This is a genomic window from Rhizomicrobium sp., assembly GCA_037200045.1.
In the GTDB taxonomy this organism is placed as follows: domain Bacteria; phylum Pseudomonadota; class Alphaproteobacteria; order Micropepsales; family Micropepsaceae; genus Rhizomicrobium.
The window spans coordinates 336,174-348,413 of sequence record JBBCHM010000002.1 but is presented as its reverse complement, the minus strand read 5'-3'; the positions used below and the strand labels follow the sequence as shown (position 1 = coordinate 348,413).

The window sequence follows — 12,240 nt, the reverse complement described above, 5'->3', positions numbered from 1 at the left end:
GAGCGGCTGCGCATCACTGCCTAGTTTCGGCCCACATCTGGGAGGCCATAGGATGAGCAAGCTGATGTGCGTGGCGATCGCCGGCCTCCTGACGATTTGTGTCGTGCGGCCTGCCGATGCGAAAGCGCCGCAAGGATCGCCGCCGGCGGTGATCCCTGCCGGTGCGCCTCCGACCATCGATGCGCGCCCATGGCCGCGCCACTACAGCGTCGGCGGGACGGCTTTCGCACTCTACCGCCCGCAGCTCGAATCCTGGACCGACAATTTGCTGAAAGCCCGCGCGGTCATGACGGTGAAGACCGGCACCGCGAGAGGCGCCGACGGCAAACCCGTCGATCAGCAGACCTTCGGTGTCGTCTGGCTGCACGCCCGCACCGAGACAGACCGCGACGCGCGCGAGGTCACGCTGACCGACATCGGCTTCGACCGCGTGAATTTCCCAACGAAGAAGGACCAGGAGACGCGCTATCTCGGCCTCCTGCGGCAGGTTGCGCCGACGACCGATCTCGTCGTCGGCCTCGACCAGATGGAAGCGGCGCTGGCGTTTGCCACCTCCGCCAAGGTCGATTCGGTCGCGGTGGACAACACGCCGCCCGAAATCCTCTTCGCCTTCGAACCGTCCGTGCTGGTGCCGATCGACGGACCGCCTGTCTGGAAGCCGGCCAGCATCGCCGGGGTCGAGCGCGTCATCAACACCCGCGCGTTGCTGTTGCGTTATCAAAACAGGATCTATTTCGGCTACGGCGCCCATTGGGCGAGCGCGGCAGCGCTCGATGGTGCCTGGACGAGCATCGCCGGTGCGCCGCTTCCACTCGTGCAAGTGATGCAGAGGGCCGTCGCCACCAATCAGGCGCCTGCAGCGAAGGACGTCCCCGCCGACATCGCGTCGCTGTTCAGGGCGGGAAAGTTTCCCGTCGTCTATGTCCGCACCCGTCCAGCCGAGCTGATCCAGCTCGAGGGCCAGCCCCAATTCGCGCAGCTCGCGGGCACGGCGCTCACCTATGTCAGCAACACGCCGGCCGATGTCTTCGTCGCGCCCGACCGCTCCTGGTACGTGCTCGTATCCGGGCGCTGGTTCGCCGGTCCGTCCTCGAAGGGACCATGGCGTTACGTAGCGCCGAACGCGCTGCCGGCGGATTTCGCGAAGATCCCGTCCAACAGTCCCAAGAGTGCCGTTCTCGCCTCCGTGGCCGGAACGCCCGAAGCGCGCGAGGCCGTGATCGCCAATTCAATCCCGCAGACCGCGACGGTTGACCGGACCAAGGTGTCGTTCCAGTCGCACTATGACGGTCCGCCGAAATATCAGGCGATCGCGGGCACGACGATGTCCTATGCCCTGAACGCCTCGGTGCCGATCATCCAGGTGCCCGGCGCCAGCTACTATGCGTTGTCCAACGGCGTGTGGTTCATCTCCGAAGGCGTCAACGGCCCGTGGGGCGCGGCAACCCGCATCCCCGCCGCGATCTACACGATTCCCGCCGCATCTCCCGTGCATTACGTCACCTATGCACGCGTCTATGGCGCGAACGGCAATGCGATCTATGTCGGCTACACGCCGGGCTATTACGGAACGGTCGTGTCGAACGGCGTCGTCGTCTACGGCACCGGCTATGCCTGCAATTCGTGGGTGGGGAATGTCTGGTACGGATGCCCCGCCACCTATGGCTATGGTGCGGCCTTCGCCTATGGCGCCGCCGTCGGCTGGGCCATCGCCTTCGGCTATGGCTGGTACGACCCATGGTTCGATCCCTGGTGGGGACCATGGGGCGGCTATTATCCCGGCTATTACCATCCCTGGGCCTATGGCGGCGCCATTGCAGCGAACGTCTATGGCCGCTGGGGCAATAGCGTCGTCGCGGGAACCGCCGCGGCCTGGGCCAATCCGCGGACGGGCAATTACGGACGCGGCGCGCGCGGCGGCTACTACAATCCCGTCACCGGCGGACGCGGCTACGGCTATGGTGCGCGCAACACCAACATCTATACCGGCCGAAGCACGGCCGCCGCTGGTGGCATCCGCTACAACCCGCAGACGGGGCGCGTCGTCGCCGGTGCCGGCGGATCGGCCCGTAACATTTATAATGGCAACGCCGCCGCGGGCGGAAGGCGCACCGTCATCAACACCGACACCGGCCGCGTGATGCGCGAGGCGGGCAGTGCAACGCGCACAGGCAACGGCGCCACCGCGGCGGGCGGCTTCGCGACGCACGGCGCGGGCGGCAACGCGGCCGGCGCGGGCTATGTCCACTACGACCGCGCGACCGGCAACGTCAGCCACGGCGGCGCCGTGGACGTGAACGGCAACATCTACGCCGGCCATGACGGCAACGTCTATCACTACGACCGCGACAACCACGACTGGGAAAAGGCCGGCGGCGACGGTCGTTTCACGCGCGCCAGCCAAGCCGATCCCTCGCTCGATCGCGAGCGGGCGGCGCGTGATCGCGGGGTGGAGCGCGAGCAGGGCCGCGCCACCGGTGGGGGGCGCCAGGGCGGTTTCGGGGGCAGCTTTCGCGGTCGTGCGGGAGGCGGCCGCAGCGGCGGCTTTCACGGGTTTCGCGGCCGCTAGCACAACGCCCACGCGCGTGCGCCCGTGCATCTGCCTGCCGAGACTCTATTGAAGAAGGAACGATGCCATGTCCCGCAATTCCGTCGAGCCTCGCAGCACGGGCGCCGCAAAGGCGGCGCTCCTCAAACTGGGAGAGTGGTCGGCCGAAGAACTCGGCCGCCGCAGTATGACGCGCCGCGCCGTTCAAGCCGTGATCTGGGGCATCCCCGTCGTGAACTTCGATCTCATGTACCAGGCGATGGTCCGCGACGCGAAGGGCGGGCCGAACCGCATCGTCTACTGGTCGCGTCTCTTCGACTGGAAAAACCAGACGCTGACACCCAATCCCGACGCGATCTATTTCATGCCGCTCTTCGATACGCGCAACGGTCCGATGGTGCTCGAAGTGCCGGCGGCCGGCGAAGGCTCGATCACCGGCAGCGTCATGGATTGCTGGCAGGCCGCGCTCGAGGACGTCGGTACCGCGGGCGTCGACAAGGGCAGGGGCGGCCGCTACGTCATCACGCCGCCGGGCTATGACGGCCCTGTGCCGTCCGGTGCCATCGTCCTGACGTCGGGCAATTATCAGGGCTACGGCCTGCTGCGCTCGATCCTGAAAGGCGGCACCGAGGCCGACATCGCCAAAGCCGTCGCCTATGGCAAGCAGATCCGGCTCTATCCGCTCGCGCGACCGAATCCGCCGGAAACGCGGTACGTCGATGCGATCGACGTGCTGTTCGAAGCCAATATTCCCTACGACCTGCGCTTCTTCGAGTCGCTGCATCGCATGATCCAGGCCGAACCCTGGCTTGAGCGCGACCGCGCGATGATCGACGTGCTGCGCACCCTGGGCATCGAGAAGGGTAGGCCGTTCACGCCCGACGGTCCGACCGCCGACATTCTCGAAACCGCGCTCGAAGAGGCGCGGGCCTGGTTCGACCTGCAATACGAAACCCGCTTCACGCCGCACGCGCCGGGCGCGCGCTGGTTCCTGCCCGCCGATCCGGTCCTGGTCGAGGCCGTCGCCGACGGCTTTGCGAAGACGGACGTCTATCCCATCGACGGTCGTGGCCTAGCCTACTACTACGCGTTCAGCAGCATCCGCCACATCGGCGCCGGCCAGTACTATCTGTTCGTCACGCGCGACAAGGACGGCGATCCGCTCGACGGCGCACGCCGCTATCGCCTGACCGTTCCATCCGATCCGCCGGTGCGACAATACTGGTCGGCGACGGCCTACGATTTCGCGACGCATGCCCTGATCCGCGGCACGGTGCATTCCAGCCGCTCGTCGCAGACCATCGGCCTCAAGACTAGGCCGGATGGCGCCGTCGATGTCTTCTTCGGGCCCAGACCGCCGCCGGGCGAGGAAGCGAACTGGGTTCCGACCGCTGCCGGCGTCCGCTTCGAAGTCCTGTTCCGTTTCTACGGACCCGACAAGCCTCTGTTCGACAAAACCTGGATCCTTCCCGACATCGAGAAAGCGAGTTGATCGACATGGCGACCTCCACACCTCTCTCCCGTGCCCGCAAACCCACCGACCCGCATGGCTGGATCGGCACCGACACGGTCAAGACCCGCTTCGGCGATTTCGAGTTCAGGAACGGCTATCCGACGCGCGAAGCGGCCGACGCGCTGCTCGACCAGCTCACCTTCAACCGGGCCATCGAGGTCTATCTCACGCAGATTCCCGGAGTCTCGATCATGGCCGAGCACCGCGGCCTGGAGGCCTTCGGCGCCAAGCGTTCGCACCAGATGATCATCTGGGAGACGCTGATGGATGCGCAAACCATACTCCTCACCGCGAACACCGAGACGGTCTATGCGATCGGTCACCTGCGTCTGAAGGACGACGGGCCCGTCGTGATCGAGGCACCGCCCAGGATGCTCGGCTTCGCGATGGATGCGCGCCAGCGCTATCTCGTCGACATCGGCCCCCTGGGCCCCGACAAGGGCAAGGGCGGGAAGTTCATCTTCCTGCCGCCCGGCTATGACGGCGCCGTGCCGGATGGCTATTTCGTCGTGCGCTCGCCGAGCTATGTCATCGGTTTCGGCATGCGCGGCTTCAAGGTGGACGGCCGGACCGACCAGGCCGTTGCACTGATGAAGCAGACCAGGATCTATCCGCTGGCCGCCGCCTCCCATCCGCCCGTCACGGAGTTCTTCAACGGCTCCGGCAAGGCCATCGACACCATCCATCCCGACACCGTCGCGTACTTCGAGATGCTGGCCGAGCTGGTCGCCACCGAGCCGGCGGACCTCTTCACCTCCCTCGAGCGGTTCCACATGCAGGCCATCGGCATCGAGAAGAGCAAACCCTTCGCACCCGATACCAAGGCTCGCGCCCTGCTCGGCGATGCGGCACGGGCCGCAAGCGCCATGGCGCGGAGCATCAGCTTCGCCTCCCGCGCGGCCGACACCTATTATTATGACGATCGCCACTGGCAGTATGTCGGTGACGTGCCCTACACCTTCGAGAAAGACGGCATCGTCCAGCTCGACCGCCGCGCCTATATCCACTACATGGCCCTGGGCAACTCGCCGGCCATGGCGGCGAAGAACATCGGCCTGGGCTCGTATTATCTGTGGGCCTATCGCGACGCGGACGGCGACTTCCTCGACGGCGCCGTCGGCTATCGCCTTCGCATTCCGCCCGGCGTGCCGGCCAAGGATTTCTGGTCGGTGCTGGTTTACGACGCGCTCAGCCGCTCCGAGCTTCAGAACGGCCAGAAATTTCCTTCCGTCAGCAAGTACACCGATCCGAAGATCAATGCCGACGGCTCGGTCGACGTCTATTTCGGGCCGGCCATGCCGCCGGGCCAGGAAAGGAACTGGATTGAGACCGTGCCCGGCAAGGGCTGGTTTCCGATCTTCCGGTTCTACGGCCCGCTCCAGCCGCTCTACGACAAGAGCTGGAAGCTCAATGACATCTCGAAGATCGCCTGAAGGAGATCGCTATGCCCGCCAACGCCGCACAGTCCTTCGTATCGACCGCACCCGTCCCCGTCACCGCCGATAATTTCGTCCGCGCCGAGTCGGACCGTTATTTCGGCGCGGTGGTGAAGCAGGGTGGCTTCGGAAAGCTCTTCCACCGCCGCGTGCCCGCGCCGATCGACGACCAGGACGTCGTGCGGATGAACCGCGACACTCTATACTCCAGCATCGTGGTCGATCTCGACGCCAGCCCCGTGACGATCACGCTGCCGGACCCCGGCAAGCGCTTCATGTCCATGCAGATCTTCGACGAGGACGAATATGTCGTCGAAGTCGTCTACGGCGCCGGGCGCCATACCTACAACAAGCGGGACATTGGGACGCGCTATCTCATGGCGGGATTCCGCACGCTGGTCGATCCGGACGATCCCGAAGACCTGAAGCAGGTCCATGCCCTGCAGGACGCGATCCGCGTCGAGCAGAGCGACATCGGCCGTTTCGAGGTGCCCGCCTGGGACCCCGCGAGCCAGAAAACGGTTCGCGACGCGCTTTTGGTGCTGGGCGCGACGGTGCCGGATTCCAAACACATGTTCGGCGCGCGCGACGAGGTCGATCCGGTGCGCCACTTCATCGGCGCCGCCGGCCTCTGGGGCGGCAATCCGGAGAAGGATGCGATCTATACTAACGTCACGCCGGCGCGCAACGATGGCAAGACGGTCCATCGCCTCACCGTCAAGGATGTTCCGGTCGACGGCTTCTGGTCGATCATGGTCTACAACGCCGAAGGCTACATCCCGAAGAACGATCACAACGTCTATTCGCTGAACAACATCACTGTGAAGAAGGGATCGAACGGCGCGGTCACCGTCCAGTTCGGCGGCTTTGATGGCAAGACCGCGAACTGCCTCCCCATCGTACCCGACTGGAACTATACCGTGCGCCTCTACCGCCCGCGCCGCGAGATCCTGAAGGGGCAATGGACCTTCCCGGAGGCGCAGCCGCTGCTGTGAAACTGGACTTACGTCCAATGTCGCCCGCGCGCGCCGCGGCGGATAGTCGATCGAACCCGATGGAGACTGCGATGACCCTCGACAACAGCCGCGCGACACGATGGGCGAAAGCCGCGGGTGCCGCGATCCTCGCGGCGGCCCTCGTTACCTCCCAGGCCGATGCCGGAACGCCGAACGGCGACGAGGCTATGGCGATCCTCAAGCGGATGACCGACTATGTCGGCGCGCAGCACACGATCTCGGCTCGTTACGACAGCGACATCGAGATCGTGACTCCCGATCTGCAGAAGATCGATTTCGCGAGTTCCGGAACGATTCTCCTCAGCCGCCCCGACAAGGCCAGGACCACCCGCACCGGCGGCTACGCAGACGTCATGCTCAATTTTGACGGCAAGACGCTTTCCGTTCTCGGCAAGAACCTCAATGCCTATACGCAGATTGCGGCGCCGGGGACGCTCGACAATCTGGTCGATCACATCCGCGACACGACCGATGCCGCGCTTCCGGGAGCCGATCTGTTCCTGAAGAGCTCCTATGCCGAACTGTCCGATGGCATCACCGACGCCAAGCATGTCGGCCGCGGCGTCGTCGCCGGTGTCGAATGCGACCATCTCGCGTTCCGCACCGCCGATGTCGACTGGCAGCTCTGGGTCCAGGTCGGCGACAAGCCGATTCCGCGCCCGGCTACGTCCATCACCAGCAAGACCGTGGCGGCGGCGCCGCAATACACCATCCAGATCGAGACTGGCACACGGACGTGCCGCTCGATGCCGCGGCCTTCACGTTCGATCCGCCGCGGGGCGCCATGCGGGTGCCGCCGGACAGGCTCTCGCAGATCGACGAGATTCCCGCAGGCGTTTCCATCGGTGGACGGTGAGGACCATGACCAGAACATTCCCACGCTATGCGCTCGCTTTCGCTCTGGGCTTCGCGGCTCTAGCGGTAGCGACGGCTTCGTCTCCGGGCCGTTTCTGTCGTCCCGCGCAAGCCGTGATCGGGCGGCCGCTGACACCCCTCAGCTATGCCGGCGTCGCGCGACGCACCACGCGCCGTGCGTATTACGCTGGCGCCGCGACGGGAGCCGCAGTGGCGGCCGGCGCGGCCGTAGCGACGGGTGCCGCCATCGCGGCCAGCCGCTATTACTCCTATCCGCCGCGAGCGAATTGCTACCAGGTCGTCAACAGCTACGGGCCAGGTCCTCTATCAGTGCCCCTGAGCGCCGGTTGGACTTAAGACCAATCGATAGCCCGGCAGCGCCTCGATATTTTCCGCGCGAACCCACACGGAGCCCGTCATGGCCGCAGCAAAAAAGCCCAACATCCTCTTTATCATGGCCGACGACATCGGCTGGTTCAACATCAGCTGCAACAACAACGGCATCATGGGATATCGCACGCCCAACATCGACCGCATCGCGAAAGAGGGTGCGAACTTCACCGACTTTTACGCGCAGCAGAGCTGCACCGCCGGCCGTGCCGCCTTCATCACCGGGCAGTCGCCGATCCCGCACCGGCCTCACCAAGGTCGGAACGCCCGGCGCGACACTCGGCCTCTCGGCGGAAGACCCATCGATCGCACAGTTTCTCAAGGGCTTCGGCTACGCCACGGCCAGTTCGGCAAGAATCATCTCGGCGACCGCAACGAACATCTGCCCACGGTGCACGGCTTCGACGAGTTCTTCGGAAATCTCTACCACCCTGAATGCCGAGGAGGAGCCGGAATATGTCGACTATCCGAAAGATCCGACTTCCGCAAGAAATTCGGCCCGCGCGGCGTCCTCAAATGCCGGGCCAGCGACAAGGACGATGCGACAGTCGACGCGCAATTCGGCCGTGTCGGCAGGCAGGTGATCGAAAACACCGGCGCTCTCACCCGCAAGCGCATGGAAACGGTGGACGAGGAATTCGTCGGCGCCGCGCTCGACTTCATGGAGCGCAAGACCAAGGACGGTGCGCCTTGGTTCTGCTATGTAAACACGACGCGCATGCACGTGTTCACCCATCTGAAACAGGAATCGGTGGGCAAGACCGGACACGGCCTTTATCCCGATGGCATGGTTGAGCTCGACGGCTATGTCGGCGAGTTGCTCGACAAGCTCGAGGAGCTCGGCGTCGCGGACAACACCATCGTCGTGTTCACCACCGACAATGGCGCGGAAGTGCTGTCCTGGCCGGACGGCGGCGCGACACCGTTCCGCGGCGAGAAGGACACCAATTGGAGGGTGGCTGGCGCGCGCCTTGTGTCATGCGCTGGCCGGGCGTTATCGCGCCGGGCCGCGTCATCAACGATATCGCCTCGCTGCAGGATTTCATCCCCACATTCGCGGCGGCGGCCGGCGAACCCGATCTCGTCGACAAGGTCAGGAAAGGCTATGCGATCGGAGACAGGACGTTCAAGGTCCATCTCGATGGCTACAATTTGGTGCCGTTCCTGTCCGGCAAGGAAAAGCAATCGCCGCGCAAGGGCTTCTTCTATTGGAGCGACGACGGCGACCTGATGGCATTGCGCGTCAATCAGTACAAGATCGTGTTCGCCGAGCAGCGCAGCACGGACTCGACGTCTGGCGCGAACCGCTCTCGCGGCTGCGCATTCCCAAGATGTTCGATCTCCGCTCCGATCCGTTCGAGCGCGGCGAGGAGAGCTTCAAATACAACGACTGGTTCGTCGAGCACGTTCCCCTGCAATACGCGGCACAGGCGGTCGTCCATCAATGGCTGGAGAGTTTCAAGGCCTTCCCGCCGCGCCACAAGGCGGCGAGCTCACCGTGGATCAGATCGTCGAAGCCCTGATGCCGAAAACCTGACTATGCGGGAAGTCCTCACCATCCGAAGCGGGACGTCGCATCGAGTGCATGCGCGAGCGATGCGAAGGGCTTGCTGCATGCGACATGGTAAGACCCGCTCAGTCCCTTGTGGCCCTGCGGATCGCTCGCAAAGCGCCACGCGCACCACGCGCTGGTCTCTGGCAATCGGCTCCCGACAGGCGGAGCAGACCGGTCCTTCACCGCCGCCGCCGGCAGCGTTTCGTCGAAATACATGCGGCTCTCCCAGCATTGACACCGCATTCACCATCGCATCGCCCGGCGCGGTGCGCCCCGGGACAGTTTGCCACGAGTGCGGGAACTCTCACGGAACGGGGCGAAGCGCCGGCGGGCCAAGGCCCTCGCATCCGGGGCGACACGATGGCCAAGATGAGCCAGGCGGTCGGCGGCGCGGGCCGCTAGAGTCGACGACAACGGAAAACGGCGTCAATTTGCGCTCCCGACGCCGCGACGGCCGCGCCGATCCCCCCTCGGCGCGGCCCGTCACCTTTTTGCGTTGGACCTAGGTCCAATCGCGCGCGACGCAACCTTTCGCTAGCCTCGGCAACATCGTCGAAGGGCATCGTCGTGTCGAAATCATCATGGTGGGCGGAGGCGCTTTCCCATGGCGTCGCATCCGGAAATATTCAAATCGCAGATCGGAACGCAGAAAATGTCGCTGGAGCACCAGGTCGAGCGCCGACGCAGGAGCCGGGTCGGCCAGCCGCCGTCGCGTCCGGACATGGTCTGGCTCGCCGGATGTGAATTTCTCATGGGCTCGGACAAGCATTATCCGGAAGAACGTCCCGCGCATCGTGCGGCTGTTGGCGACTTCTGGATCGACCGGTATCCCGTCACCAATCTCGATTTTGGCCCGCTTCGTCGAAGCGACGGGCTATGTCACCCTGGCCGAGCGTGCGCCTGATCCCGCCAACTATCCCGGCGCGAAAGCCGAGCTGCTGGTGGCGTCCCTCGGTCGTCTTCCGCAAGCCGCCGGGCCGCGTCGGCCTCGACAATCATTTCAACTGGTGGACCTATGTCCCCGGCGCGAATTGGCGCCATCCCTTCGGTCCGCGCACCGGCCTCAACGCCAAGGCGAAGCATCCCGTCGTGCATGTCGCGTTCGAAGATGCGGAAGCCTACGCAAGCTGGGCGGGCAAAGCCCTGCCGACCGAAGCCGAGTGGGAATTCGCCGCGCGCGGCGGCCTCGACGGCGCCGAGTTCGCCTGGGGCGACGAGTTTCTTCCGACGGCCACATCATGGCGAACACATGGCATGGCGAATTTCCGTGGCAGAATTTGCAATGCGGAGGTTACGAGGGCACCTCGCCGGTCGGAAACTTCCATCCAACGGTTACGGATTGTTCGACATGACCGGAATGTCTGGGAGTGGACCGTCGACTGGTACACCGCCAGCCATAAGGCGGCGCCTTCGTGTTGCGAGGGTGCGCTGACTGCGCGCGAGCGCAGTTTCGATCCCACGACGCCGGGCCTCGAGATTCCCCGCAAGGTGATGAAGGGCGGCTCTTATCTATGCGCCTTGAACTACTGCCAGCGCTATCGCCCCGCCGCGCGCATGGCGCAGCCGATCGACACGGCGACCTGTCACCTCGGCTTCCGCTGCATCGTACGCGATCCCCGACATTGACGCCCGCCGACCAGATCCTGCGATCGTTGGCCGCCGATACCGCACTCGGCGTCGAAACCATCGCCGTGGTTCTGATCGCCTACGGTGCGTTGGAGGCGTTCGTGCACGCTGCGGGTCAGGTTCTGCGCGGCAGAACGCCGGCCGGCTGGCGCAAGGAGTTGTTCGTCCGCTTTGGTGTCTGGCTCCTGCTCGGCCTGCAATTCGCGCTCGCCGCCGACATCGTGCGAAGCGTCATCTCGCCGACCTGGAACGACATCGGCCAGCTCGCCGCGATCGCGCTGATCCGCACCTTCCTCAACCACTTCCTGGAGAAGGACCTCGGCGAATTCGAGCCGGGCTGGGCGGGCGTCCTCGTGACCGGAGCCTTCTGCGGTGCGGCCAGCCACGCCAGCAGCCGCGCATCGCGGCCATAGCGGTCTGGCCGGAAGCCCGCCGTTCCATCCGCGTCAGCGATGGCGGTCCAATACAGCATATAGACCGGCAGGCGGATGATCGAGGGGAAGGCTGCGCGTCTCGCCGGCGGAGATCGCGTCGCCGATCCGATCCAACCCGTCGCTCGGATCGCCGGTCAGCGCGAGCGATGCGAGCGTCGCGATCCGTTCGACGCGCACGCAGCCATTGCTCGCTTCGCGCTGGGTCTGGCCGAACAACGCCTTGTTGGCGGTGTCGTGCATATAGACGTCGAAATCGTTCGGAGAATCCAGCATCAGCGCGCCAAGAACGTTATTCGGTCCCGGAGGCTGTCTCAATTGATTAGGGCAACTGCGTGGCTTTGCGCCAATCGACGTGTTCTCCCGCCGGGTTCCCCGGGCGGGCCGTTCACCAGCGTGAAGCCGCGCTCCGCCAGATAGCCATGATCGCGGCGCAGGTGCGGCAGCACCTGCTTATCCGCGATGTCGCGGAATATCCCAGGACGGATTGGCCACCACGGCCACGACCTCGGTCCGCAGGATCGGTGTCGGACTCGTCGGCTTGCCGATCACCACGCGCGAATGCAGGACGATATCGCCGTCCCGGACATAATCCACGCTCTGGTCGGGTACGTTGACGCGGATATAGCGAGTTTCGAAGCGACGCGGCAGCCAGCGCCAGCGCTCCATATTCGCGACGATCTGCTCGATGCGCGCTGCCACCGGCACGTTGAGCTGTTTCAGCGTGTCGCCGCCGGGACGGCCGTCATCCGTCAGGCCGTTGCGCCGCTGATACCGCACGAGCGCGGCCTTGATGTCGTCGGGCGACGGATCGGGCCCGGCGGCCAGAACTGGATCCTCGAAAGCCAGCCGCTGCGCCAACAGGTTCGA

At 65.1% G+C, this 12,240-nt stretch carries 11 protein-coding genes and 1 pseudogene; 9 read left to right on the top strand and 3 right to left on the bottom strand.

Annotation, left to right across the window (positions count from 1 at the left end; genetic code table 11):
• The first annotated feature begins 52 nt into the window (after positions 1-52).
• The 4 genes from WDM86_16890 (at position 53) to WDM86_16875 (ending at position 6,492) form a co-directional block, all read left to right on the top strand.
• Positions 53-2,569, top strand: coding sequence for a hypothetical protein (locus tag WDM86_16890; GenBank protein ID MEI9991704.1), 2,517 nt, complete (start codon positions 53-55; stop codon positions 2,567-2,569).
• 67 nt (positions 2,570-2,636) lie between these two features.
• Complete coding sequence (locus tag WDM86_16885) at positions 2,637-4,040, top strand: DUF1254 domain-containing protein (protein MEI9991703.1); 1,404 nt, start codon at positions 2,637-2,639, stop codon at positions 4,038-4,040.
• A 5-nt stretch (positions 4,041-4,045) separates the two neighbouring features.
• Positions 4,046-5,494, top strand: a complete 1,449-nt coding sequence (locus tag WDM86_16880; protein MEI9991702.1) for a DUF1254 domain-containing protein — start codon at positions 4,046-4,048, stop codon at positions 5,492-5,494.
• 11 nt (positions 5,495-5,505) lie between these two features.
• The gene (locus WDM86_16875; GenBank protein MEI9991701.1) at positions 5,506-6,492 is read left to right on the top strand and encodes a DUF1254 domain-containing protein; all 987 of its coding nucleotides are present in this window, start codon (positions 5,506-5,508) and stop codon (positions 6,490-6,492) included.
• 8 nt (positions 6,493-6,500) lie between these two features.
• On the opposite strand, the gene WDM86_16870 is transcribed toward WDM86_16875, so the two are convergent.
• The gene (locus WDM86_16870; protein MEI9991700.1) at positions 6,501-7,103 is read right to left on the bottom strand and encodes a hypothetical protein; all 603 of its coding nucleotides are present in this window, start codon (positions 7,101-7,103) and stop codon (positions 6,501-6,503) included.
• A gap of 683 nt (positions 7,104-7,786) precedes the next feature.
• On the opposite strand from WDM86_16870, the gene WDM86_16865 reads away from it, so the two are divergent.
• Together WDM86_16865 and WDM86_16860 are read left to right on the top strand one after the other, a co-directional pair.
• Positions 7,787-8,989 (top strand): sulfatase-like hydrolase/transferase, encoded by a 1,203-nt coding sequence (locus tag WDM86_16865; protein ID MEI9991699.1) that lies wholly within the window; start codon positions 7,787-7,789, stop codon positions 8,987-8,989.
• 100 nt (positions 8,990-9,089) lie between these two features.
• Entirely contained in the window at positions 9,090-9,281 is a 192-nt protein-coding gene (locus WDM86_16860) for a hypothetical protein (GenBank protein ID MEI9991698.1), read from the top strand.
• Between the two features lie 29 nt (positions 9,282-9,310).
• On the opposite strand, the gene WDM86_16855 is transcribed toward WDM86_16860, so the two are convergent.
• The gene (locus tag WDM86_16855; GenBank protein MEI9991697.1) at positions 9,311-9,529 is read right to left on the bottom strand and encodes a hypothetical protein; all 219 of its coding nucleotides are present in this window, start codon (positions 9,527-9,529) and stop codon (positions 9,311-9,313) included.
• A gap of 388 nt (positions 9,530-9,917) precedes the next feature.
• Between WDM86_16855 and WDM86_16850 the strand changes: the two genes are divergently transcribed.
• The 3 genes from WDM86_16850 to WDM86_16840 are packed head-to-tail and all read left to right on the top strand — an operon-like array spanning position 9,918 to position 11,352.
• Positions 9,918-10,217 carry an SUMF1/EgtB/PvdO family nonheme iron enzyme gene (locus tag WDM86_16850; protein MEI9991696.1) on the top strand — a complete coding sequence of 100 codons (300 nt, stop codon included), beginning with the start codon at positions 9,918-9,920 and terminating at the stop codon, positions 10,215-10,217.
• A complete protein-coding gene (locus WDM86_16845; GenBank protein ID MEI9991695.1) occupies positions 10,190-10,939 on the top strand; it encodes an SUMF1/EgtB/PvdO family nonheme iron enzyme in 750 nt (249 codons plus the stop codon). The genes WDM86_16850 and WDM86_16845 overlap by 28 nt, the downstream gene beginning before the upstream one ends.
• Positions 10,936-11,352, top strand: coding sequence for a DUF1622 domain-containing protein (locus WDM86_16840; protein MEI9991694.1), 417 nt, complete (start codon positions 10,936-10,938; stop codon positions 11,350-11,352). Before WDM86_16845 ends, WDM86_16840 begins: the two co-directional genes overlap by 4 nt.
• Before the next feature lie 33 nt (positions 11,353-11,385).
• Here the strand turns inward: WDM86_16840 and WDM86_16835 are convergent.
• A pseudogene (locus tag WDM86_16835) lies at positions 11,386-12,150 on the bottom strand (L,D-transpeptidase family protein).
• Positions 12,151-12,240 lie beyond the last annotated feature (90 nt).

Bases quoted from the DNA above. Each gene is read 5' to 3' on its own strand.
- WDM86_16890 (MEI9991704.1), top strand. From the start codon at position 53: ATGAGCAAGCTGATGTGCGTGGCGATCGCCGGCCTCCTGACGATTTGT.
- WDM86_16885 (MEI9991703.1), top strand. From the start codon at position 2,637: ATGTCCCGCAATTCCGTCGAGCCTCGCAGCACGGGCGCCGCAAAGGCG.
- WDM86_16880 (MEI9991702.1), top strand. From the start codon at position 4,046: ATGGCGACCTCCACACCTCTCTCCCGTGCCCGCAAACCCACCGACCCG.
- WDM86_16875 (MEI9991701.1), top strand. From the start codon at position 5,506: ATGCCCGCCAACGCCGCACAGTCCTTCGTATCGACCGCACCCGTCCCC.
- WDM86_16870 (MEI9991700.1), bottom strand. From the start codon at position 7,103: ATGGTCGCATTCGACACCGGCGACGACGCCGCGGCCGACATGCTTGGC.
- WDM86_16865 (MEI9991699.1), top strand. From the start codon at position 7,787: ATGGCCGCAGCAAAAAAGCCCAACATCCTCTTTATCATGGCCGACGAC.
- WDM86_16860 (MEI9991698.1), top strand. From the start codon at position 9,090: ATGTTCGATCTCCGCTCCGATCCGTTCGAGCGCGGCGAGGAGAGCTTC.
- WDM86_16855 (MEI9991697.1), bottom strand. From the start codon at position 9,529: ATGTATTTCGACGAAACGCTGCCGGCGGCGGCGGTGAAGGACCGGTCT.
- WDM86_16850 (MEI9991696.1), top strand. From the start codon at position 9,918: ATGGCGTCGCATCCGGAAATATTCAAATCGCAGATCGGAACGCAGAAA.
- WDM86_16845 (MEI9991695.1), top strand. From the start codon at position 10,190: ATGTCACCCTGGCCGAGCGTGCGCCTGATCCCGCCAACTATCCCGGCG.